The sequence below is a fragment of the Chitinophaga sp. CB10 genome (assembly GCA_001870995.2).
GTDB lineage: Bacteria > Bacteroidota > Bacteroidia > Chitinophagales > Chitinophagaceae > Chitinophaga.
In genome coordinates, this window is record MLAV02000001.1 from 226,547 (window position 1) to 249,243 (window position 22,697).

General features: G+C 51.5%; 19 protein-coding genes. 7 read left to right on the forward strand and 12 right to left on the reverse strand.

Features of this window, described 5'->3' with window-relative positions:
• Positions 1 to 42: 42 nt before the first annotated feature.
• The 3 genes from BOC67_RS00870 to BOC67_RS00880 all read right to left on the reverse strand — a co-directional run bounded on the left by BOC67_RS00870 (position 43) and on the right by BOC67_RS00880 (position 3,298).
• Complete coding sequence (locus BOC67_RS00870) at positions 43 to 717, reverse strand: DUF1349 domain-containing protein (protein WP_291906310.1); 675 nt, start codon at positions 715 to 717, stop codon at positions 43 to 45.
• Positions 718 to 728: 11 nt separating this feature from the next.
• Entirely contained in the window at positions 729 to 1,862 is a 1,134-nt protein-coding gene (locus BOC67_RS00875) for an SGNH/GDSL hydrolase family protein (RefSeq protein WP_291906312.1), read from the reverse strand.
• A gap of 413 nt (positions 1,863 to 2,275) precedes the next feature.
• Complete coding sequence (locus BOC67_RS00880) at positions 2,276 to 3,298, reverse strand: LacI family DNA-binding transcriptional regulator (RefSeq protein ID WP_291906314.1); 1,023 nt, start codon at positions 3,296 to 3,298, stop codon at positions 2,276 to 2,278.
• Positions 3,299 to 3,681: 383 nt separating this feature from the next.
• Here BOC67_RS00880 and BOC67_RS00885 point away from each other — a divergent pair, with 383 nt between their 5' ends.
• Positions 3,682 to 4,545 (forward strand): OmpA family protein, encoded by an 864-nt coding sequence (locus BOC67_RS00885; RefSeq protein WP_291906315.1) that lies wholly within the window; start codon positions 3,682 to 3,684, stop codon positions 4,543 to 4,545.
• A gap of 93 nt (positions 4,546 to 4,638) precedes the next feature.
• Here BOC67_RS00885 and BOC67_RS00890 read toward each other — a convergent pair whose 3' ends face one another.
• A complete protein-coding gene (locus BOC67_RS00890) occupies positions 4,639 to 5,130 on the reverse strand; it encodes a DUF2867 domain-containing protein (protein WP_291906317.1) in 492 nt (163 codons plus the stop codon).
• Positions 5,131 to 5,217: 87 nt separating this feature from the next.
• Between BOC67_RS00890 and BOC67_RS00895 the strand changes: the two genes are divergently transcribed.
• Positions 5,218 to 5,688, forward strand: coding sequence for a DinB family protein (locus tag BOC67_RS00895; RefSeq protein ID WP_291906320.1), 471 nt, complete (start codon positions 5,218 to 5,220; stop codon positions 5,686 to 5,688).
• 60 nt (positions 5,689 to 5,748) lie between these two features.
• Here BOC67_RS00895 and BOC67_RS00900 read toward each other — a convergent pair whose 3' ends face one another.
• The 5 genes from BOC67_RS00900 to BOC67_RS00920 are packed head-to-tail and all read right to left on the reverse strand — an operon-like array spanning position 5,749 to position 11,873.
• On the reverse strand, positions 5,749 to 6,744 hold the full coding sequence (locus BOC67_RS00900; RefSeq protein WP_291906322.1) for an L-histidine N(alpha)-methyltransferase: 996 nt from the start codon (positions 6,742 to 6,744) through the stop codon (positions 5,749 to 5,751).
• Positions 6,745 to 6,777: 33 nt separating this feature from the next.
• The gene (gene egtB / locus BOC67_RS00905) at positions 6,778 to 7,929 is read right to left on the reverse strand and encodes an ergothioneine biosynthesis protein EgtB (RefSeq protein WP_291906324.1); all 1,152 of its coding nucleotides are present in this window, start codon (positions 7,927 to 7,929) and stop codon (positions 6,778 to 6,780) included.
• 6 nt (positions 7,930 to 7,935) lie between these two features.
• A complete protein-coding gene (locus BOC67_RS00910; protein WP_291906325.1) occupies positions 7,936 to 9,501 on the reverse strand; it encodes an ABC transporter permease/substrate-binding protein in 1,566 nt (521 codons plus the stop codon).
• Between the two features lie 5 nt (positions 9,502 to 9,506).
• Positions 9,507 to 10,451, reverse strand: a complete 945-nt coding sequence (locus BOC67_RS00915; protein WP_291906326.1) for an ABC transporter ATP-binding protein — start codon at positions 10,449 to 10,451, stop codon at positions 9,507 to 9,509.
• A 33-nt stretch (positions 10,452 to 10,484) separates the two neighbouring features.
• Positions 10,485 to 11,873, reverse strand: coding sequence for a mercuric reductase (locus BOC67_RS00920; protein WP_291906328.1), 1,389 nt, complete (start codon positions 11,871 to 11,873; stop codon positions 10,485 to 10,487).
• A gap of 147 nt (positions 11,874 to 12,020) precedes the next feature.
• On the opposite strand from BOC67_RS00920, the gene dusB reads away from it, so the two are divergent.
• Positions 12,021 to 13,058 carry a tRNA dihydrouridine synthase DusB gene (gene dusB, locus BOC67_RS00925; protein WP_291906330.1) on the forward strand — a complete coding sequence of 346 codons (1,038 nt, stop codon included), beginning with the start codon at positions 12,021 to 12,023 and terminating at the stop codon, positions 13,056 to 13,058.
• A 67-nt stretch (positions 13,059 to 13,125) separates the two neighbouring features.
• On the opposite strand, the gene BOC67_RS00930 is transcribed toward dusB, so the two are convergent.
• Together BOC67_RS00930 and BOC67_RS00935 are read right to left on the reverse strand one after the other, a co-directional pair.
• Positions 13,126 to 13,653 carry a helix-turn-helix transcriptional regulator gene (locus BOC67_RS00930; RefSeq protein WP_291906332.1) on the reverse strand — a complete coding sequence of 176 codons (528 nt, stop codon included), beginning with the start codon at positions 13,651 to 13,653 and terminating at the stop codon, positions 13,126 to 13,128.
• 50 nt (positions 13,654 to 13,703) lie between these two features.
• Complete coding sequence (locus tag BOC67_RS00935; protein ID WP_291906334.1) at positions 13,704 to 14,231, reverse strand: hypothetical protein; 528 nt, start codon at positions 14,229 to 14,231, stop codon at positions 13,704 to 13,706.
• Between the two features lie 216 nt (positions 14,232 to 14,447).
• Here BOC67_RS00935 and BOC67_RS00940 point away from each other — a divergent pair, with 216 nt between their 5' ends.
• From BOC67_RS00940 to BOC67_RS00955, 4 genes are all read left to right on the forward strand, one after another.
• A complete protein-coding gene (locus tag BOC67_RS00940) occupies positions 14,448 to 15,029 on the forward strand; it encodes a nuclear transport factor 2 family protein (protein WP_291906336.1) in 582 nt (193 codons plus the stop codon).
• 112 nt (positions 15,030 to 15,141) lie between these two features.
• Positions 15,142 to 15,975 carry an aldo/keto reductase gene (locus BOC67_RS00945; RefSeq protein WP_291906338.1) on the forward strand — a complete coding sequence of 278 codons (834 nt, stop codon included), beginning with the start codon at positions 15,142 to 15,144 and terminating at the stop codon, positions 15,973 to 15,975.
• An 88-nt stretch (positions 15,976 to 16,063) separates the two neighbouring features.
• Complete coding sequence (locus BOC67_RS00950) at positions 16,064 to 18,214, forward strand: glycoside hydrolase family 3 N-terminal domain-containing protein (protein ID WP_291906340.1); 2,151 nt, start codon at positions 16,064 to 16,066, stop codon at positions 18,212 to 18,214.
• A 52-nt stretch (positions 18,215 to 18,266) separates the two neighbouring features.
• Positions 18,267 to 20,093: a glycoside hydrolase family 9 protein gene (locus BOC67_RS00955; RefSeq protein ID WP_291906342.1), complete on the forward strand. Its 1,827-nt coding sequence runs from the start codon at positions 18,267 to 18,269 to the stop codon at positions 20,091 to 20,093.
• A gap of 93 nt (positions 20,094 to 20,186) precedes the next feature.
• Here BOC67_RS00955 and BOC67_RS00960 read toward each other — a convergent pair whose 3' ends face one another.
• On the reverse strand, positions 20,187 to 22,559 hold the full coding sequence (locus BOC67_RS00960; RefSeq protein WP_291906344.1) for an ABC transporter permease: 2,373 nt from the start codon (positions 22,557 to 22,559) through the stop codon (positions 20,187 to 20,189).
• Positions 22,560 to 22,697 lie beyond the last annotated feature (138 nt).

A 22,697-nucleotide genomic window follows, 5' to 3' on the forward strand; every position in this document is an offset into this window, starting at 1 on the left:
AGCAGATACAAAAAGAGGAGCTTTAAAAAGCTCCTCTTTTTTTTATTCCCCGGTTTTGGTATCCGTAAAGCCGGTGGGCTTGTAGGTGATTTCGGAGAAAATACTTTCGCATTGCGCGCCCAATGGCGACTGGGAGGAGAATCCCAGCTGGATCTTTCCGCCGGGGTTGAAGTGTACCATACGGGCGGCCGTCCAGGTTTTACCTGCATCCAGCGAATAGAACATACCATAGAAGTTGCCTTTTTTGCTCAGGCGCATGAGGACTTCGTTGGTAGGGGAAACGGCGTTGGTGGCATCGTCCGTATAGGTGTTGGTAACGCCGGAGCAAACGGACAGGTTGCCGTAATGGCTCTTTTCAAAAAGGAACTTGATGTAGTGGGTGCTATCCGCATACACGAAGATAGCGCCGCCATCATAGGTTTCGTTGAATCCCACCTTTACTTTGGCGGTAACGGTGAAGTCGGCATCCGGCTGAAACAGCAGGATAGGGGCGTTGGTGGCTTTAAAGTTGCCACCCCCGTAATGAAAGAAGTCAGTGCCTTTTGCGGCAGTAATAGAAAGGCGGCTCCCGGAGGCATTGGCAGCAGCGGGCTTGTTGAGCCAATAACCTGCGGACGGCATCCCGGCAATACGAACGGAGTCGCCGGTGGGCGCGGCCTGGGCGGTGGCGCTGCAGCAGGCGGCCAGTACCAGGAGGTAAGCATAGATGCTTTTCATAAAAATCGAATTTATAGTACAGCGGTTAGGGTTTTTCCTTTCAGCAGTTTATCCAGTACCGGCAGCATTTTCGCGGCAAAGCGCTCCATGCCGGCATCGTTTGGATGCACGCCATCCACGGTGCCTTCGTGATCCGTGCCTATGAGGCCTTCGCCGGTTTGGTAAAAGAGATTTTTGATGCCTTGTTTTTGCAGTTCAGCGTAGGCTCTTTTCAACTCCGCCTGTTTTTTCAGGGAGGTTTGTTTTACGAGGGTATTGAAAGTGCCGCTCTCGTAAATAAAGTTTTCCAGCATCAGGATCGGCGTATTGGGCCGGCATTTGCGGAGTTGCTGGATCAGTTTTACGGATCGGTCGTAGATCTCTTCCGGTGGCGTATTGGGGTTACAGTCGATCACAAACAGCGCTGCATCAATTTCGCAGAGCGATTCGCCGACGGTGGTTTCGAAGGTACCGTTGCCGCTGAAGCCGAAGTTCATGATGGGGCGTTGCAGTTTACGCACGAGGATGTTGGTGAAGGCCATGCCGGGGCGGGAGGCGCAGCCGCCCTGTGCGATGCTGCTGCCGTACCAGGCGACAGGTTTCTTATCCATCAGCGCGGTGGATTGCGGTTTGGAGATATCTGCGCCGGCGTTGACCCCTATAGATAAGGAATCCACACCATCGTAGAGGGGGAGGAAGAGCAGGTATTCCCGGTAGACGTTCTCCCCGTTGGTGAGCAGGTTGCGTTGGAAGCTACCGGTATTGCCTTCCGGCACGCCGCTGTTCACGTACTGCCACTGATTGCCGACGAGGGCGTAGAGGTCGAGCCCTTTTACGCCGATGGGCGCCATGTTGTTTAAGGAGGCGTTGTTTTTCGCTTTCCATTTAGCGCCGATGGTAGTGGCGTTGGAACGGAAGCGGATGGCGATGCCTGCGGAGTTCAGGCTGAGCGACCAGATCACCGGCCTTACGGTGGCTTTGAATTTTTCAGGCAGGCGGTTGTAATTCGGTTCGTTATGATACTTATCAATCACCGGAAATTCCATCGCATCGTGGTACACCAGTTCTGGTTTCGGTGCGGCGTTTTTAGTTTGCGCATGGAGGGTGGCTGATAGCAGAATAGCTGGCAGTAAGGGTTTCAGGTAGCCCAGTAAATTTTTTTTCATTGACGGTATATTTATAAAAAGCGTTTCCGGAGGTAAGGATAATAAAAATTACCGGAATTTGCCAATTACGCAAACGCTTGCGTGGTTAACGCAAGCGTTTGCGTAGCAGAATTCTAAAAACATTTGCTTAAAATAGTGGTGTGAAAGAGAAGAAAGAGATTTCTTCCCGCATGAAAAGCAGCTTATTTAGACAGTGAACAATATGGCGCAACACAGTGAACAATTACCGCGCCAGCACAACAGTGAACAAGCAAACAGTGAACAAGTCCGCATTTTTCCAAATGCGTTAGTTAAGTTACAGTGAGCAAGCGTAAGAAATACGCAAACAGTGAACAATCAGTTTAATTAAGAACAGTGAACTGCGTCGTGGAACCTGCCATAGCGAGCAACTATGGCAAGGTTTACGACCGGGATCAGGTATGCAACACCAACTGCGATTCCATGATTAAACGCTGGTAATCGTTGAAGGCGCGTTCGCCGTTTAATATGCCCAGAAGCATATTAGTAGCGGCCTGGCCCTGTTCGTACGGGAACTGCTCCACCGAGGCAGCGGGCGGATAAGCCGTATAGCTGCTGACCGGTGTGTTGGCGTAAGATACAAAAGTTATATCTTTATTTATCTCCAATTTTTGTTTCAGGGCATACTGCACTGCATCCATCGCAACATAATCATTGAAAGTTACCACGGCCGTTACTCTTCTTTTGAGGGAAAGCAACTGCTTCATGGCTTCGGCGGTTCCGGCGGCCGTGAGGTCCGCGCTTACAATCAATTCCGGGTCATACTTCAGGCGGTGTTTGGAGAGCGCCCGCATATAACCGGCTGCGCGTTCCTTGCTGGCCACTAATTGTTCAGGCCCATTGATCATACCGATCACCCGGTGCCCCTTTTTCAGGAGGAAGTCCACCGCCTGCACGGTACCTGATTCCAGGTTGCAGGAAACGGAGTGGATATTCGGCAGGTCCGGGATACGGTCGAAAAACACCACGGGAATTTTTGCCTGCCGCAGCATTTCAAAGTGTTCGTAATTCCGGGTATTCTTCCCGATGGACACGATGCAGCCATCCACGCGGTGCTGCTTCATGCTTTGGATGATCTGTTTTTCCCGGGCCTCGTCGTCATGGGACTGCCCCAACAGCACCGTATAGTTGTTGCTGTAGGCGGTATCTTCAATACCGCTGATCGCGCTGGAAAAAAATGCTTCCGATAATTCTGGTAGGAGGATGCCGATGGTAAACGTTTTACCCTGCTGGAAGAAGATGGCGGTCTGGTTACGTTCATAACCCAGCTCGGCCGCGAGCTGCTGCACACGGGCCTTTGTTCTTAGACCAATGCTGTGATGGTCATGCAGGGCACGCGATACGGTAGATACGGATATGTTGAGTCTTTTCGCAATTTCTTTTATTGTTGGTTGACCCGAAGAAACCACCTTTCTCATACTATTTCGACATTAATGGAATATACAGTGAACAAGCCGGCGGGAAAGTTAATTATTTATCATCAGATAACCCCGTTTAAATACTATAAAGCTAGCAAGCACAATCCATACGAATGTAATAATACTTTGGAGATCTTGCCCTATGAAGTTTATATTAAAGATACGGGGTCGCCGCGGCGGATTTGCTCCATTATAGAATAAATAGATATATGCGCGCAATAATATCTATTTATTTGTAACTAATCAAATTTTAATGTCTTTTCAGAAGATTTTGTTAAAGATAGCGGCCTTCGGCCTGTTATTTGCAATATGGGAAGTAATTTGCCAACGTCCACCGTTAACCTATCACGATTTTTTTTAAGATTACTTAAATGTTCAATTTTATGAAAATACAACGATTTGCCTTGCCGGTACTTGCAGCTGCAACCGTATTGGCTTCCTGTTCAGCTCCCCGTAAGCTGAGGGAATCCGAGGCAAGGAACGCACGACTGGATAGCCTGTATAGAGATGCTACGGCCAAATTACAACGCTGTGATGAAGATGCTGCCCGCGCAGCTGCTGCCTATAAAGAGCGCATCAACAATATGACCGAAAAGCAGCAGCAACTGCAAACCACCAATACGCAGATGCTGGATCACCTGAAAGAGCTGTCCGTTATTTCCAGCAGCCAGGCGGAAAGTATTAAGAAGTCGCTGGAAAACATCGGCGCAAAAGACGCTTACATCAAAGACCTGCAGGGTGCGATTGCCCGTAAGGACTCCCTCAATATGCAGCTGGTGCTGAACCTGAAAGGCGCTATCGGCAACCTGGATGATAAGGACATCAATATCAAAGTGGAGAAAGGCGTGGTGTATATCGACATTTCCGATAAACTGCTGTTCAAGAGCGGTAGCTATGAGGTGACCGACCGTGCGAAGGAGGTATTGGGTAAAGTGGCGAAAGTATTGCTGAACCAGCCGGATATTGAATTCATGGTGGAGGGCCATACGGATAATGTGCCTTACCGCCCGAACGTACTGCTGGATAACTGGGATCTTTCTGTGAAGCGCGCTACCAGCGTGGTACGTATCCTGCAAAACCAATACGGTATTCCGCCTGCAAGGATGACTGCCGCCGGCCGTTCCGAATACGTGCCTGTTGCCAGCAACGATACGCCGGAAGGTAAATCCGCCAACCGCAGAACCAGGATCGTTATCCTGCCGCAGCTGGATCAGTTCTTCAAGCTGCTGGAAAAACCAGCTAATTAATACCCGGCCGCATAGTGGCGTAAACTGGCAAACAGTTATTCCTGCTTTGCCATTGTATGTTAACAATGCGTGTTAATACAATCAAAGAGGAGGCTAGCGGCCTCCTCTTTGCATTTCAGGCGCAATTATTTTTTTGATCATTCCGGGGAAAATAAAGCCATGGAAAGGCCATACACTCATCCAGTATAATGCGCCGGCCAGGTTTTCCGGTACGTACACGGCGGTCTGTGTGAGCTTCCCATCTCCCAGGAAAAATAATAACCATGCCTGGCCCGGAACTTTCATTTCCGCTTCCAGCAGCAATATGCCCTGCTCCCTGTCGGCAATGACCACCTTCCAGAAGTCGGTATAGTCGCCTGCCTCCAGCCTGTCCTCATTTTTCCTGCCCCGCATACCCGGCCCGCCAACAAGCTTATCCATCCAGCCCCGGAGCTGCCAGAGCCAGTTGGCATAATACCATCCCCGTTTGCCGCCGATGGCGAAAATACGGTCGAGCGTTTGTTCCCGGTCGGCCACCGGTTGTTGCTGTATATCTTTATAAAACTTTCTTCCCCGGATGTACGTTTTCCAAAAATCCTGATCCATGTGGTTATTAAAACACGCAAAGTTAACGGATCGCTAAGGGAAAAAAATCTTACATTCAATAACACCCTAAAAGAGGACTATATGGATATGAAGAAACAAATGGTAGCATCGCTGAAAGACTTGCTGCTAAAGGGGAATGCACATGTTACGTTCTGGGATGCGGTGAAGCGCCTGCCCGCGGATAAGCGGGGTGTGACGCCACCCAACATGCCTTACAGCATCTGGCAACTGGTAGAACACATTCGTATTGCGCAGTGGGATATCCTGGATTTTTCCCGTAACCCCAACTACAAGGAAATGAACTGGCCGCATGATTACTGGCCGAAGGAAACCGCGCCTGAAAATGAGCGGCAGTGGAAGCATACGTTGGAGCAGATCAAAGAGGATTTACATGCGTTTATCCAGCTGCTGGAAGCGCCGGATGCGGATCTGTTTGCGCCGTTTCCGCATGGGGATGGACAGCATTTATTCCGGGAAGCAGTGCTGATTGCGGATCATACGAGTTATCATACGGGGGAGATTGTAGCTATTCGCCGCATACTGAATTGCTGGCCTTAATCATTGTCCGCCGAAGCGGCCGTAGTGGCGCATACAACCGGTATGCGCCACTACGGGTTTTTATATCGCTTGCCATAAATAATCGCTGAACCAGTTGCGGTGATCGCTGAAGCGGGCCACCGGCGCAAACCCGCCGAGGGAGGCCAGCTGATCAATTTCCGCCGGATCGTACTTCTGGGAAATCTCCATATACAGCGGTTCATTCTCCTTAAAATTCACGACAACGTTATCGCCTATACGTACCTGCTGATCGCACAGGCTGATGAGATAGCTTTTGCAGCTGCCCGTTTGCGGATCGTAGGTAGGGTAGTGCTCAAACTGGGTGACGTCAAAATTGCCATCCAGCTCCCGGTTGATCCTGCGGAGCAGGTTGAAGTTGAATTCCCGCGTGATGCCGGCATCGTCGTTATACGCGTGCAGGATGAGGCGGGGATGCTTTTTCAGGTCGAACCCGGTGAGCAGCAAATCCCCCGGATGCAGGTGGCGCCGCAGTTGCTGGCAGAAGCTGCGGGCGGCAAATGGCGTAAAATTGCCAATATTGGCTCCCATGAACAATACTATTTTTCTTTTGGGGGAGATGTCGTTGGCCACTTTGAGCATCTCAAAGTATTCGCCCTGCAGCCCGTGAAACTGTAAGCCAGGTAACGTTTCCGGCAGGGTGTCTTCCAGGAGCCGGATTACATTACCGGATATATCGATCGGAAAGTACGTATAGTCGGTACCGTTATCCAGCAGGCGTTTGAGCAGGTGTACGGATTTAGAAGCGTCCCCTGCGCCCAGCTCCACGACATCGTAGTGGCTGGCATGCGCGTCAAAAGCGGCGGCAATGGCGGCGGACTGCTCCTGCATGATTTCCATTTCGCAGGCGGTGAGGTAGTATTCGGGGCATTGCATGATCTGTTGAAACAGCACATCGCCCTGTGCATCGTAGAAATACTTCGGGTCCAGGTATTTTTGCTGCGCCCTTAGTCCCTGCACTACATCATCGTAGAAAGTGCTGGTATGGCGGTTGCTGAATACCGTTGCCGGTGTGGAAATTACAGTGGTATGTGCCATAACTCAATGATTGTATCGTCAGTTAAAAATGGATTAGCTTTTTGCCAGCCTGATACCGGTGAACTGCCAGCGCAGCGGCGCGTGGAAAAAGTTACGGTAGGTTTTACGGCTGTGTTCCGGCGGCGTTACTTCCGAACCGCCGCGCAGCACCATCTGGTTTACCATAAACTTGCCATTGTATTCGCCAATAGCCCCCGGCGCTTTTTTGAAGCCGGGATAGGGGAGATAGGCGCTTTCCGTCCACTCCCAGCGCTGGCCCCATGAAAATTTATCCGCTGCGGCTTCCCATTCAAATTCGGTGGGCAGGCGGAGGCCTTTCCAGGCCGCATAAGCCGCCGCTTCGTAATAACTCACATGGCACACGGGCGCATCCAATTCCAGTGGCTGCAGGCCATTCCAGGCGTATTGCTGCCAATCGTCCCCGATCAGGTACCAGTACATGGGCGCGGTAACGTGGTTGTTTTTAACCCAGTCCCAGCCTTCGGCATGCCAGTAACGAAAATCCGTATAGCCGCCGGCGTTAATGAAGTCCAGGTATTCCCTGTTGGTTACCAGTGCAGAGCTGATGGCGTAAGGCGCGAGGTACACCTGGTGCCTTCCCAGCTCATTATCAAAACAAAAGCCTTTCCCATGATGCCCGATGCTGTAAATGCCTTCCGGTATGGCTATCCACTGCGCGTCCGTTGCAGGGGCGGGAGCGGGTTGCCGGGCAGGATCGTAAGCCGGCATCAGCGGGTTATGCCCGAGGATGTATTTGATATCCGTGTACAGCAGTTCCTGGTGTTGCTCCTCGTGATTGAGGCCCAGGATCATGAGCGCTTCGAGGTCCTCCTCCATGGGATTGGAAAGGAATTTCTCCATCGCGTCATCCACATGGCGGCGGTATTTCATGACGTCCTCCACGGAAGGCCGGCTCAGGTTGCCGCGGTCCGTACGGATTACGCGCGCGCCCACGGATTCGTAGTAACTGTTGAATACGAAGTTGTATTGCGGATCAAACTCCGTATAGCCTGGCGCGTTAGGCAGGAGGATGAAGGTTTCAAAAAACCAGGTGGTATGGCCGAGGTGCCACTTCGGCGGACTCACATCTACAATTGGCTGCACAACGTAGTCTTCGGTTTTCAAAGGTGCGCAGATGTTTTCGGAACGGGATCTGACGGTCTTATATTTTTCCAGGATATTCATACATTTTTATTTTTTCAGATAACGGGCCAGGTCTGATATACTTTTTATTTGCAGGTCCATCGTTTGTTGCCGGCGCATCATCAGGGCGTAGGTATTGTTAAAACCGACAGGCTTGAGCCATTTGATGCCGTATTGTTGTTCAAACTCCCGGCTAACATACGTGTACACCTTGTCTTTATCGGCTATCAGGGTATCCGTAATTTCGGCCGGTGTTTGCAAAATAGCCAGCAGGCCGGTACCGGTATATTCGGGATACACATCAAGTTGATTATTGTTCAGTGCATCGAAACAAATTTTTGTGCCACCAAGTCCCAGTTTGGTACTTACTGCCAGGTCCGTATGGCCTTCGATAAGCATTTTGTACATATTGGCGAGGATGTAGCCATCCCCGAAAATCTTACAGCCAATGCGGATCGTGCCTTTGGAACCGTTCCTGGCGGGCTGGTACAAGCCTTTCTGCATTAAAAATTCCCGGGCTACTTTTTCCGGGCTGTACTTCAGGTAATCCACCTGGTAGTTCAGTGCCGTCATTATGCTATCATTAATTGTACCAGCCAGGAGGTTAAGGGTGGGTTCCAGCTCCGGATATTTTTCCAGGATGGTATTGGTGGCGATGGGCGCGGCGTAGTAAGGCGGAAAAATATGCTTATCATCCTGCAGGACTACGAGGTCGAAGGCTTTTCCACGGCCATCCGTGGAGCTGCCGCTGATCACGTCGATCGTTTTTTCGTAGGCGGCTTTGTACATGATCATATCGCTGATCACAAGGGGATTGATATGTATGCCGTAGACGGTGCGCAGCCCGAGGTTTCCATCCCGGCGGCCCATGAACTCCGGCGTGAAGCCGGCTTTGAGCCGGGCGTTATTTCTCATGGGCAGCAGGTAAAAGGAGGAAAGTACGATTAGGATCAGTGGCAGCAGGTATAAGCGCATGCGCGACTGCCGGGTCATCCTTTTTTGCAGCAGGGAAATGAGCCAGTCGAACAGTATGGCCAGCAATGCGGCCGGTATGGCGCCGGCGAGGATCATGCCGGTATTATTCAGCGCGATGCCTCCGAAAATAAACTCTCCCAGTCCGCCGGCTGCGATGTAGGCCGCCAGCGTAGCCACGCCCACGTTGATCACCGTCGCCGTACGGATGCCCGCCAGGATCACCGGCATGGCCAGTGGCAGTTGCACTTTCAGGAGCAGCTGCCGGTCGCTCATGCCCATGCCGGTTGCCGCTTCCGTTACCGCGGGGTCCACGCCCTGGATGCCGGTATAGGTATTGCGGATGATGGGCAGCAACGCATAGAGGAACAGGGCTACGATAGCGGGTTTTACGCCTATGCCCAGCAAGGGGATCATGAAGCCCAGCAGCGCAATACTGGGAATAGTTTGCAATACGCCGGCAATGCCGAGCACGAGGCCGGAGAGCCTGCGGCGGCGGGTAATGAGGATGCCCAGCGGCAGGCCGATGGCTATGGCGATGAGGACTGATATGAACGTAAGCCCGGTATGGGTCAGCGTTTGCTGCAGCAGCTTGGCCGACTCCTGCTGTATAAAATCAAAGAAGCTGGTGGATGGTTCCATGGATGCTACCGGGTTTTATAGGTTTGTAATCCGTTCATGACAGCGCTGCCGGTGATGACTTTAGCCGTGCCGTTATGCGTAGCAATCACGGGGCTGGAAGTCAGCAGGGACAAGGCTTCCCAACAGGAGGCATCCCCTGTTATCTCCACATAGTTTTCTCCATTATGGGAAGACGGGATGGTATCCCATATATCGCGGAGCTTCAGGGTGGAAAGTTCCAGCTGTGTGCGCTGCCGGTCGAAGAAGTTGCGTACAAAATCATTCGCCGGCCGGAACAGGAGTTCCGCGGGGCGGCCGGTTTGCTGGATGCGGCCTGCGTTCATGAGGCAGATGCGGTCCCCCAGCTGAAAGGCTTCTTCAATATCGTGCGTTACCAGTACTACGGTTTTGGTATGCAGTTCGTCGAGGGATTTAAATTCCTGCCGCACTGCATCGCGGGTGAGCGGGTCCAGTGCGCCGAAAGGTTCATCCATGAGGAGTACCGGCGGATCTGCGGCCAGGGCGCGTGCCAGGCCTACCCGTTGCTGCTGGCCACCGCTCAGTTGGTGCGGGTAGCTGTGAGCATATTGTTCAGGAGGTAATTTCAGTTTATGCATGAGCGTATGGCAGCGCGCAATGGTTTTTTCCCTGGGCCAGTTGAGCAGCTGAGGTACGGTGCAGATGTTTTCTTCGACGGTGTAGTGCGGAAACAGGCCGTTGTTTTGCAGCACGTATCCGATACTTTTACGCAGCGTAGTAGCGGGTATGCGCCGGACGTTTTCCCCGTTGACTTCCACCGTGCCGGAACTGGCGTCCAGCAAGCGATTGATGAGCCGCAGCGTGGTGGTTTTACCGCAGCCGCTGGTGCCCAGCAACACCATTATCTCCCCATCATTAACAGTGAGTGAAATATCATCTACTGCATTTTTCCCTTTCTCAAAAAATTTACTGACGTGACTTAGTTGGATCATGCGAATGAGGAATTATGTACACATTTTATGGCCCTATTTCGACAGGGTCATAAAAAGGTTGTTGATAGATTCTGCGTAGAGCGGGTGTGCGAAGATCATTTCGCGCAGTTGCGATGCCGTGATATCCCCGGCCATGGCCATTTGCAGGATGGACATGATTTCGCCGCCCTGTTCCCCGATGATGGCTGCGCCAAGGATTTTATCTGTAGCTGCGTGTACGATCGCTTTCATAAAGCCTGTTGTTTGCCCGGTTTCGATGGCGCGCGCTACTTTATCCATGCCGAGGCAGGCTACCTTGAACGGATACCCTTTATCCACCGCTTCTTTTTCGGAAAGGCCTATGCGCCCCAGTTGCGGATCGGTGAACATACAGTAGGGGACCTGCCTGGTTTTGATGGAGAGTTGTTTGTTTTCAAAGAGATTTTTATAAATCAGGAGATGGTCATTATAGGAGATGTGGGTAAATGCGGGGCCGGGCTTAACGTCGCCCATGGCGTAGATGCCCGGGCAGGTTGTTTCCAGCTGGTCGTTTACCTGTATGAATCCTTTTTCATCCGTAGTAACGTTGGTGTTGCTAAGCTGCAGCTCCGCGGATTGCGGTCTGCGGCCTGTTGCCACCAGCAGATGCGTGCCGGTGATAGTTTTGCGGGAGGTGCCGCTGACGATTTCCAGGGAGAAAGTATCGCCGCTGGCAACAATTTTATCAGGATGGGAAGATGTATAGATACGCATGCCTTCCGCTTCGAGCATGTTCTTAATGACAGCCGCAACGTCCGTATCTTCCCTGGACATGAGGTGCGGCCCGGGTTCTACGATACTGACTTTACTGCCGAGGCGCTGAAAGAGTTGCCCCAGTTCAAGGCCGATATAGCTGCCGCCGAGTACTATCAGTTCGGGCGGGAGTTGTTTTAAGTCGAGTATAGACGTGGACGTATGATAAGGAATATCCGCTAATCCGGGAATATCCGGGATTACCGGCGTGGCGCCGGTGTTGATGAAGATGTTATTGCCTTCGATGGGAATGACCTTATCCTCCGGTTGGGTGATGTTTATTTTCCGGATGCCGGAGAAGGAAGCTGTACCGTAAAATAGTTTAATGTTCGGTTCATTTTCCAAAGATTTAATGGTTCCGTTCCGGAATTGTGTGACTACCTGGTTTTTACGTTCTACGATAAAGGGCAGGTCGATGGAGATGCTGTGCTGATCAAGGTGTATGCCCCATTGCGCTGCCTGGCGGACGGTTTGCGCCGTTTTTGCGCAGGCGATCATAGATTTGGTTGGGGTACAGCCGTCGTTGATGCAAGTGCCGCCGATCAGGCGTTTTTCGATAATGGCGGTGCGGAGTCCTTTTTTTGCCAGCTTCCGGGCTAATGGGTTTCCGCCTTGTCCTGATCCGATTATGATAGCATCAAATTTTTCCATATTCAAGGGTTTGAGATCGAGGGGCCAATAATTATACCATGCAAGGAGTATTAAAAGTAGGTCTTTTTTGTCAACGAGCGCAGGGGAATCCTGCGGTGAGGGATTGCGGGAAAAATCGTACCTTTGCCCGCTGAAAATATCATACAATTGGTAAAGATTGACAACATTATACTGCCTGATTTTCCTTTGCTGCTGGCGCCTATGGAGGACGTGAGTGATCCTCCGTTCAGGGTCGTATGTAAGGAAAACGGGGCGGACCTGATGTACACGGAATTTATTTCCAGCGACGGGTTGATCAGGGATGCGATTAAATGCAGGAAGAAGCTGGACTTCTTTGAATTTGAGCGCCCTATCGGCATCCAGATTTTCGGAGGCGATGAGGATTCGCTGGCGATGGCCGCAAAGATTGTGGATGTAACCAATCCGGATCTCCTGGATATCAATTTTGGCTGCCCGGTGAAAAAGGTGGCTGGCCGCGGCGCCGGCGCCGGCGTGTTGAAGGACCTGGACCTGATGGTGCGCTTAACCGAAGCCTGCGTAAAAGCAACCAATCTGCCTGTTACCGTCAAAACCCGCCTGGGCTGGGACGATGACACCAGGAACATTGAGGAAGTGGCGGAGCGCCTGCAGGACGTAGGCATTAAGGCATTGGCGATACATGGCCGTACGCGTTGCCAGATGTACAAAGGCGAGGCCGACTGGACGCTGATCGGAAAAGTAAAGAACAATCCAAGGATACATATTCCTATCATTGGAAACGGGGATATCAACAGTCCGCAAAAAGCGGTGGAATACAAGAACCGTTACGGCGTGGACGGCATTATGATTGGCCGCGCTGCCATAGGGTATCCGTGGATATTCCGTGAAATTAAGCATTATGCAGCCACCGGCGAGCTGATGGCGGGTCCTACCCTGGAGGAGCGGATTGCCGTAAGCAAGAAGCACCTGCATGAATCCGTGAAATGGAAAGGGCCTGTACAGGGGATTAACGAAATGCGGGGTTGCTATGCAAACTACCTGAAAGGGTTACCGGATATCAAACAGTTCCGGAGCCGCCTCGTGACGCTTAAAACCGAGGAAGAAGTAGTGGAAGTGCTGGATGAAATAGAACGGTATTATAAAGGCATTGAGCTGGCGGCAGCGCCGATAGAGCTGATAGATTACCATCAGAACTGTCCGTTGTAAGGGTCGGATGTTTTTGAAAAGCCTGCGTGATGCAGGCTTTTTTTGTGGGTAGGGGGGATGATAAAAATTACAGCGAAAAAGACAATTGTTTTTTGACATGGCTTTTTTCACTATTTACAATGGATGCATCGTGCATTAATTCATATTCTCTTTGTTTTTCCAATATCCGGAACCACATGATTGCAGGGAAGTTCCTGTTGGAATGAATTTCAAGCCTGTAAATTATTTTATCTGTTGGGTTTCTGTGCCGGTTAATGATCTGGCTTAATTCGGTTGGATTTACATCAATCTCTTCGGCAAATTGTTTGTATTTTTTTTCCAGACGGACAATATATTCTTTAAGAAAGTACCCAAAGTAGAGGTGCTGGTTAAGTGCCTTATCATTTAGATAATCCTCCATTAAAAATTTTAATTGAAGTAGTTGCGCGATCAGTTTACTATCATCGGTTTGCTCTTGTTTCTTTCTTTTTCTTATTTCCTTTAATGCAGATAACATGTCTTCCCGATCGCGCAGGTTTTGCGGGCCAGGGAACACGATAGATGCTGCGAGTTCTTTGTTGGTGTGCTTTTTTTCGATATCTTTTTGCGGTTTCATGATTGCTGTTTTAATCCCAAAATGTGTTGTACGTACAAATAGGCATTATATCAGGATGCGCTTAAATATTTCATAATCAGATTTCTGGCGAGGTGATCATAAAGGACCATAAGGCCACAAGGCCGGGAAGGCGTTTGCATCGGAAAATATTCAAATCCGTAATGTTGCGTATAATGTTCAATCAGGCTGGATTTTGGTACCAGCGATACAAATCCCTCATGCCCCCGTTTGAACGACTCCCTGCATGCAAATGCTATCAGGCAGCCGCCAATATAATCGTACTGTTTATTATTGCCAATATTTTCCACTGATACTTCCAGCAATGCTATTTCGATCGCATTCGTATCCGGATCAGTATGATCGATCAGGCACATTAATCCCAAAATGGTAGTGTTAGCCTTAAGTCTCAATTTATAGACTTCTTTCTTTTTATATAGTGACCAGTCGAATTTATTGAACCTCCCGGTACTTTGTTTTATGATTTTATAATCCTTCAATGTCACTGGCTCTATTACCGCGTCTACAAGAGAACCTGTTCCTGTTTCTCTAATCTTAACTCCTAATTTGACTTTTGCCATGCAAAGGCGTTTTCATGAAGTTAAAGAAAAAAGATTACGAATTTGTAAAGTCTTTACATATTTGTAATTATTTAAAATAAAGACATAAAAATAAGTACTATATATATTGTTTGTTATTGCTATTTATGGCTGACCTTTGCCCGCTCCATTTTTTTCATGATCTTCGCCCTGCAACCAGTCATGTGTCATTGGCCTAACCCTTTAAATCCACCCCTGATGCACAAACCACTACTCGCAGCGGCTTTACTCACCGGCCTCTTCGCCTGTACCAGTCAGCAGCCGGAACACGATCCCCTGAAACAAAGCAGCACCGCCCTGCCAGATACCACCGTCAAATACAACGTCCGTTACCGTGATCAGCAGCAGATCGAAAAAGTAATCTATGGCTTCGCGGAAAATTTCGATAACGGCCACCTGCAGCAATGCCTGGAATATATGGACGACAGCATACGCGGCGAAATCGACGGGGTAAAACTCCACGGCAAGGAAAACTTCGCCTCCCGCGTGTTACAGCTGGGCGAAAGCGTGAAGGACGCAAAGTTCCAGCAGCGCCACCTCATCAGCAACATGCAGTTCGAAATGCTGCCGAACGATACCGTGAAAGTCAGCATGTACTGCGCCAACCTGTGGACGGACATCAAAAGCGGCGAAATCCAGCTCATGGCAGTCGGCTATTACAAAGGGAAGCTCGTGAAGAAAGATGATAAATGGCGCATCGCCGTGCTGAACTCCCTGCCCGACAGCCGCCTGGTGGAGCGCTACTATAAAGAACACGAAGATTCCGCCGCCACGAAATAAACTATTATTTTTCTGATAGCAGGTATGAATTATCAGATGTTTCCATTCAGCGGTTTGGAATTAATTTTGTGATCCCTTAGCGATTTTAAATAACGAAGCAAAAGATTAAATTATGAACATTACAGACATCAAAGGCACTGTAAAGCTGGCTAACGGCGTACAAATGCCATATTTCGGACTCGGCGTATGGAAGACCAACGAAGGACAGGAAGTGATCGACGCGGTGAAGTATGCATTGGACGCAGGTTACCGGCATATTGACACGGCCGCTATATACGGCAATGAAGAAGGGGTTGGTACTGCCATCGCTAACCACGCTACAGACAGAAAGGACGTCTTCATCACCACCAAAGTATGGAATGCCGATCAGGGCTATGACAGCACCATCAAAGCATTCGAAACCTCCCTGCAAAAACTGAAAACCGATTACCTGGATCTTTACCTGATCCACTGGCCGGTTAAAGGAAAATACAAAGAAACCTGGCGCGCCCTGGAAACACTCTATGCGGAAGGCCGCGTAAAAGCCATCGGGGTGAGCAACTTCCTCCAGCACCAGCTGGAAGACCTGATGCAATCCGCTAATGTCGTGCCCATGGTGGACCAGCTGGAGTTCCACCCGCGCCTGCAGCAGCCTGCATTGCAGCAGTTTGCCAAACAGCACAACATCCAGTTCGAAGCATGGAGCCCGCTCATGCAGGGACAAATCTTCGATATTCCTGAACTGAAGGAACTGGCGCAGAAATACGGCGTGTCCGTTGCGCAGCTCGTACTCCGCTGGGACCTGCAGAAAGGTATCGTGACCATTCCGAAAAGCATTCAGCAAAAAAGAATCGTGGACAACGCCAATGTATTCGGTTTCGAAATTGCTGCTGAAGATATCGCGCTGATCGACTCCCTGGATAAAGGTACCCGGGTAGGTCCGGATCCTGATAACTTCAATTTCTAAAAATAGTATCATAAATTGCTTAAAAAGAGGAAAGAACAGCCATGGCTGGGCTTTCCTCTTTTTAAATTTTATTAATATCTTGCACGGGATGAAACGGAAACTATTTGTAATCGCCCTCGGAATATTCGCGGTACAACAGCTGGAAGCACAACAGCAGCCAGCATTCCGCAGGGCCGACCTGCCAACAGAAACAAGAGTACAGGACCTGATGCACACCCTTACCCTGCAAGAGAAAATTTCCCTGCTCGGCTATAACAGTCCAGCCATTGAACGCCTCGGCATACCGGCGTACAACTGGTGGAACGAAGCCCTGCACGGCATCGCCAGGGGAGGGGAAGCTACTGTTTACCCGCAGGCAGTAGGATTATCCTCCACCTTTGATCCGGAACTGGCAAAGGCGGTAGCCAACAGCATTTCCACGGAAGCCCGTGCAAAGTATAATCTGTCCGTTGCCAAAAACAGGCATGTACAATACATGGGGCTGAACTTCTGGACGCCTAACGTCAACATCTTCCGCGATCCGCGCTGGGGCCGCGGACAGGAAACCTACGGTGAGGATCCCTATCTGACCGCCACCATGGCCGGCGCTTTTGTGAAAGGCCTGCAGGGCGATGATCCGGAACACCTCAAAACCGCCGCCTGCGCCAAACACTTCGCCGTGCACAGCGGGCCGGAAGCGGACCGCCATCATTTCAACGCCATCGTGGATGAAAAGGACCTCAGGGAAACCTACCTCTATGCATTCAAAAAAATGGTGGACGGGAAAGTGGAATCCATCATGTGCGCATACAACCGCGTGAACAGTCAGCCCTGCTGCACCGGCAATACCCTCCTGCAGGACATCCTCCGCAAAGAGTGGAAGTTTACCGGGCAGGTAGTGACCGACTGCTGGGCGCTGGACGATATCTGGCAACGCCATAAAGCCATTCCTACCCGGGAGGAAGTGGCGGCAGCCGCTATCAAAGCGGGCGTAAACCTCGACTGTGCCAACATCCTGCAGGACGATGTGATGAAAGCTATCAACAAAGGCTGGCTGACCACCGCCGATGTGGACTCCGCCCTGATCAAATCCATCCGTACACAGATGAAGCTGGGATTGTACAACAACCCTGCGGACCGCGCCTACGCGAATTACGGGGCCGATAGCGTCAACAACGCCTGGCATACGCAACTGGCATTGGAAGCTGCGCGGAAAAGTATGGTGCTGCTGAAAAACAACGGCGTACTGCCCTTGCAGCATGATAAATACTCCTCCATGCTCGTCACCGGTTCCAACTCCGCTTCTCTGGAAGCACTGATGGGCAACTACCACGGCGTATCCGGCAACATGGTTACTTTTGCCGCCGGCCTCAGTAAAGCCGCCGGCCCGGCCGTAGCCATGCAATACGACCAGGGATGCGATTTCACAGATACCCTGCACTTCGGCGGCATCTGGGCATCCGAAAATTGTGATGTAACCGTTGCCGTAATCGGTTTAACGCCGCTGCTGGAAGGGGAAGACGGAGACGCGTTCCTCTCGCCCGCTGGCGGAGATAAAAATACCCTGAGCTTACCACGCTCGCAGGTATTGTTTATGAAGAAATTAAGGGCCGCGCACAAGAAGCCGATCATCGCAGTCATAACCGCCGGCAGCGCGGTGGACATCGCGGAGATTGAACCCTATGCGGATGCCATCATCCTCGCATGGTACCCCGGGGAACAAGGCGGTAATGCCCTGGCGGACCTGATCTACGGCAAATACTCGCCTTCCGGCAGGCTGCCCATCACGCTGTACAAATCCGTTAACGACCTGCCTAACTATAACGACTATAGTATGAAAAACCGCACTTACCGCTATTTCACCGGTAAGCCGGCATGGCCGTTCGGCTTTGGTATGAGCTACACTACTTTTAATTTCGGCTGGAATATCAAACCGCAGGAAAAGTATAAGAAGGCTGATACAATTCGTATGTCCGTAAAGGTTAGCAACACCGGTAACTATGATGCGGACGAAGTAGTGCAGGCTTACATCAGCTACCCCGCGGTGGAACGTATGCCGCTGAAAGAGCTGAAAGCCTTTGGCCGCGTGCATACCACAAAAGGCGGTACGCAGGAATTACAACTTGCCATCCCCGTTGCGGAATTGCAGAAATGGGATCTGCAGCAGGGCAAGTGGCGGCTGTACCCGGGTAAGTACACGGTGCATGTAGGAGGAGATTCCCAACAATCGAAACTCACGGCTTCCTTCAGTATAAAATAATCATTTTAAAAAACGGGAATTGTTATCTTAATAGAAACATTCCCGTTTTTTTATGCCTTTTCTATCCTTTCGATTACTATTTAGCGCATGGCTGCTATTGCCATGCTATGCCTTCTCTCAGGCGGTACGGGTACTGACCAATCACGTTGGTTATGAAATTACAGGACCCAAACGCGCCATCTTACAAAGTCAGACCGAAGGTACCGCCGGCAGCTTCCAGCTGCTGGACGTCAACAACCAGGTGGTATATACCGGCAAGCTTCCACAGCGGGCGCAGACGGTAGACAACTGGCAATTGTATTTCCGCGAGATGGATTTTTCCGGTTTCAACAAACCCGGCAAATACAGGCTGCGGGCCAGCTTCAACCAGGCGGATTACACGTCTGAATTGTTTGAAATCGGTACCAGCGTATTGGAGCGGCAAACTTTATCCGACGTCATTTATTACTTCAAGGGGCAACGCAGCAGCGGTTTGCTGGATGCGGCGGACCGTCATTTGGGACTACTCCACACGCAGGATACCGTGGACGCGCATGGCGGCTGGTACGATGCTACCGGCGATTACGGCAAGCATCTCTCTCACCTCTCTTTTTCCACCTATTTCAACCCCCAGCAAATTTCACTGACGGTATGGAGCCTGCTCAATACCTACGCGTTGCTGAACGCCAGGCCGGGAAACGATTTCAGGCAGTTTAAGCGGCGGTTGCTGGATGAGGCGATGTATGGGGCCGATTACCTCGCGCGGATACAGGTAAAGGATGGTTCCTTTTTCAGAAGCGTCAGCGCGCCGGGCCCCGGTAAGCGTGCGGTGGACCGCGTCATCCGCCCGGAAGAAAAAAATTACCGCATCAAGGAAAACAAGGACCAGAGCTTTACTTCCGGCAAGGATAATACGGCCTGGCAAAGCTACCAGGCCAGCTTCCGCTCCGGGGGCGGCATTGCCATTGCCGCGCTGGCAAAAGCCGCTACCTACGATACCAGCGGCGAATATACGAATGCGCAATACCTGGAAGCCGCTAAGCGCGCATTTGACTACCTGGAAAAACACAATGCGGAAATGACGAACGACGGTAAGGAAAATATTGTGGACGACTATTGCGCGCTGGCCGCCGCTACCGCCTTGTACGAAGCCACCAGGGATGCGCGCTACCGGCAATACGCAGCCAACCGGGCAAAGCAGCTGACGGGGCGGCTGCAACAATGGAAACAATACAAAGACTACTGGCGCGCGGATGATAAGGACCGGCCTTTCTTCCACCCGTCGGACGCAGGTTTGCCGGCCGTGACCCTGATGCAGTTTTATCCTTATGCTACAACGGCGCAGCAGCAGGAAATCCGCCAGGCCTTATTGCGATCCTTCGCTTTTGAAACAGGCATCACCGGGGAAGTGGCGAATCCGTTTGGCTATAGCCGGCAGCTCGTGCAGGATACCGCGGGCTATAGGCGCAGCAGTTTCTTCTTCCCGCATGGCAGCGAAGCGGCGCCCTGGTGGCAGGGGGAAAATGCCCGGCTCGGCTCAGTAGCCACGGCGGCGCGCATGGCCGCGAAGTTTTTTGCCAATGATACGTCACTCGCAGCCAGCCTGCGTAATTACGCTACCAACCAGCTGAACTGGATACTGGGGCTCAATCCCTACGATGCCTGTATGATGCAGGGCACAGGGCATAACAACCCAGCCTATGGTTTTTTCGGCACGTTTGAATATACCAATGCGCCCGGCGGCATCGTGAACGGTATTACCTCCGGCTTCACGGACGAGCATGGCATTGCATTTAATTTAAGCTACAAAACAACCGGAAAGGATGACGACTGGCGCTGGGCGGAGCAATGGCTGCCGCATGCGGCGTGGTACATGTGGGCAGTGGCGGAAGGAAATTAATGTTTTCCAAAGGCGAAGGCGAAACTGTACTTCTTTCGTTTACTCATAAAAGTGCCCCCAAAAGTTTACAGACTTTTGGGGGCACTCTCTTTTTTATTCTGATTTCAGGCTTCGCACAGGATCTGTCATACTCGCTTTGATGGATTGATAGCTGATGGTCAGCATGGTGATGACGATGGCTGTGATACCTGCCAGCAGGAACACCGCAGGGCCTATGCTCACATGGTATTTATATTGTTGCAGCCAGTTGGTCATGATATACCAGGCTGTGGGAAATGCGATCAGCATGGAGATGCCCACGAGTTTGAGGAAATCCATGGAAAGCAGGGTGGTAATGCTTTGCGTGCTGGCGCCGAGAACTTTGCGGATACCGATTTCCTTGGTGCGGCGTTCCGCCGTGTAGGCGGAGAGGCCGAACAATCCCAGGCAACTGATGATGATGGCGATGGAAGCGAAGATGCGGCTGAGCTGCTGCATCAGCATTTCCGTTTGAAACATATCGTTGAACTGCTTGTCCGTAAAGCTGTAGGCAAAAGGATAAGCGGGATTGTAGCGGCGCATTACCCCGCTCACTTTTGCCACGGCTACTTCCGGCGCCATGCCGGCGTGCAGGCGGGCGTAGATGGTGTTGGTGTGGGAAGGGATGCCGAGGAACATCACGGGGTCCGGACTGCCGTACATATCGCCGTACACATAATCTTTAACGAGGCCGGCTATACGAAAAGTGCGGGTGCGCCCGTCCGCTTCCGGCGCATAGAGCAGTTTGCCAATGGGGCTGCCGGCGCCTATTTGTCGCGCCATGGCCTGGTTCACCAATACATTTACGCTATCGTCCGCTTCCCGCGTAAAGGCTTGCCCTTCCAGCAATTGCATGCCCGTGGTTTCCAGGAAGCCGGGGCTGATATAGCGGATGGAGGTAATGCTGGACGCATCGGCCGGCTTGCCATCCCAGGAAATGCGGTCGGTGCTGTTGCCATCGTACAGCGGGTTATGATCCGCGAGGGCGGCTTTGTCTACCGCGCCGGTATTGTACAGCGCGTCGCGGATGGCGGGGAAATTCTTCACCACGTCGCCGGTGGCTTCGATGGAGATCAGGCGTTCGATATTAAATCCCAGGTCCCTGGATTTGACATGTTGTATTTGCTGGTAGATGATCACCGTTGCGATGATCAGCACGATGGAAATACTGAATTGGGATACGACCAAACCCTTACGTATAAACGCCGCGCCGCCGGACTTGATCTTAAATCCTTTGAGGATGGCCACGGGGTTGAAGTTGGAGAGGTACAGCGCCGGGTAGGACCCTGCCAGGACACCGCAGCACAGCGTGAGCAATGCCAATGCCAGGAGGTGCGCAGGCTGCAGCAGTTGCAGCGAGAGCGTTTTATTGACCATGGCGTTGAAGGCGGGCAATACGAGCGCCAGCAGCAGTACGGCCACGATGGTGGCGAAAGCGGCCTGTACGAGCGCTTCGCCGATGAACTGCGCCACGAGTTTGCCACGGCCTGCGCCGAGCGCTTTCCGCACGCCTACTTCCCTGGCGCGCTGTTCGCTGCGGGCGGTGGAGAGGTTCATAAAATTGATGCAGGCCACCAGCAGGATAATGCCGGCAATGATGAGGAAGAGGCGCACGTACACGATGCGGCCTCCGCTTTGCACGCCGTTGTCATACTCGCTGCGCAGGCGCCAGTCGTTCATATTCAGCAGCGAATAGGTGACGGCATAGGAAGGAATATTTTGCTTCGCCAGCTGGTTCAGCTTTTGTGTGATGGCGGCGATGTTGGCGCCGGGAACAGTCTGGAAAAAAGTTTCCAGCTGAAACGCTTCCCAGTTGGCCAGTGTTGCGGAGCCCTGGAAAGCCGCTTCCAGCGGGGCCAGCCACTCAAACCGTATGGTAGCGTTCTGCGGAATATCTGCTATCACGCCGGTAATCGTATAGGCGTTACTGTTATCTACCGTAATGGTTTTGCCCACGACGCCGCGGGTGGTATTAAAAAGTTTCTGTGCCGTTTTTTCTGTAATAACGAGGGAGTGCACCTGGCTGAAAGCATCTGCAGGCGCGCCTTCCAGGAAGCGGCATTCAAACAGCCGGAGGAAGTCGGGGTCCACATACCGGCCATAGCTGTACATGGGATTGTTGCGGTAGTTAAACAGCGCGGTGGTATAGCCTTCCGTACTGCGGGCGTAAGCTTTGATACCCGGGACCTGCGCCATGGCGGCAGGGCCGAGGGGGCCGGAGGTGGAACTGTAGGTTCTCAGTTCGTTATTGAGGTTCCAGTGGATTTTTGCCTGGTAAATGTTGTCCTTTCCGCGGATGTAATCGTTGAAATGCATTTCATCTTCTACCCACAGGAGGATGAGGCAGGTGCAGACAATACCGATGCTGAGCCCGAAAATGTTCAGGATGCCGTAGGTCTTGTTTTTCTTCAGGTTGCGCAAAGCCGTTTTCAGGTAGTTCGAGATCATAAAAAAAATCCTTTGGATGGGTTTGAACCAGAACGGTGCCATCTTACGAAAGTATTGAAAACGCGGGATTTTGTAAGGAGCGGGGTTGAAAAACTGTCCGCTTCCGGACATCGGAGTTACGGAAGCGGACACGGTGTT

What these genes read in the sequence shown, in the direction of transcription:
- egtB (WP_291906324.1), bottom strand. Translation starts at nt 7,929, where the DNA reads ATGAATATCCTGGAAAAATATAAGACCGTCAGATCCCGTTCCGAAAAC.
- BOC67_RS00915 (WP_291906326.1), bottom strand. Translation starts at nt 10,451, where the DNA reads ATGATCCAACTAAGTCACGTCAGTAAATTTTTTGAGAAAGGGAAAAAT.
- BOC67_RS00895 (WP_291906320.1), top strand. Translation starts at nt 5,218, where the DNA reads ATGAAGAAACAAATGGTAGCATCGCTGAAAGACTTGCTGCTAAAGGGG.
- BOC67_RS00940 (WP_291906336.1), top strand. Translation starts at nt 14,448, where the DNA reads ATGCACAAACCACTACTCGCAGCGGCTTTACTCACCGGCCTCTTCGCC.
- BOC67_RS00960 (WP_291906344.1), bottom strand. Translation starts at nt 22,559, where the DNA reads ATGATCTCGAACTACCTGAAAACGGCTTTGCGCAACCTGAAGAAAAAC.
- BOC67_RS00920 (WP_291906328.1), bottom strand. Translation starts at nt 11,873, where the DNA reads ATGGAAAAATTTGATGCTATCATAATCGGATCAGGACAAGGCGGAAAC.
- BOC67_RS00910 (WP_291906325.1), bottom strand. Translation starts at nt 9,501, where the DNA reads ATGGAACCATCCACCAGCTTCTTTGATTTTATACAGCAGGAGTCGGCC.
- BOC67_RS00955 (WP_291906342.1), top strand. Translation starts at nt 18,267, where the DNA reads ATGCCTTTTCTATCCTTTCGATTACTATTTAGCGCATGGCTGCTATTG.
- BOC67_RS00930 (WP_291906332.1), bottom strand. Translation starts at nt 13,653, where the DNA reads ATGAAACCGCAAAAAGATATCGAAAAAAAGCACACCAACAAAGAACTC.
- BOC67_RS00885 (WP_291906315.1), top strand. Translation starts at nt 3,682, where the DNA reads ATGAAAATACAACGATTTGCCTTGCCGGTACTTGCAGCTGCAACCGTA.
- BOC67_RS00935 (WP_291906334.1), bottom strand. Translation starts at nt 14,231, where the DNA reads ATGGCAAAAGTCAAATTAGGAGTTAAGATTAGAGAAACAGGAACAGGT.
- BOC67_RS00880 (WP_291906314.1), bottom strand. Translation starts at nt 3,298, where the DNA reads ATGAGAAAGGTGGTTTCTTCGGGTCAACCAACAATAAAAGAAATTGCG.
- BOC67_RS00900 (WP_291906322.1), bottom strand. Translation starts at nt 6,744, where the DNA reads ATGGCACATACCACTGTAATTTCCACACCGGCAACGGTATTCAGCAAC.
- BOC67_RS00890 (WP_291906317.1), bottom strand. Translation starts at nt 5,130, where the DNA reads ATGGATCAGGATTTTTGGAAAACGTACATCCGGGGAAGAAAGTTTTAT.
- BOC67_RS00945 (WP_291906338.1), top strand. Translation starts at nt 15,142, where the DNA reads ATGAACATTACAGACATCAAAGGCACTGTAAAGCTGGCTAACGGCGTA.
- BOC67_RS00870 (WP_291906310.1), bottom strand. Translation starts at nt 717, where the DNA reads ATGAAAAGCATCTATGCTTACCTCCTGGTACTGGCCGCCTGCTGCAGC.
- BOC67_RS00950 (WP_291906340.1), top strand. Translation starts at nt 16,064, where the DNA reads ATGAAACGGAAACTATTTGTAATCGCCCTCGGAATATTCGCGGTACAA.
- BOC67_RS00875 (WP_291906312.1), bottom strand. Translation starts at nt 1,862, where the DNA reads ATGAAAAAAAATTTACTGGGCTACCTGAAACCCTTACTGCCAGCTATT.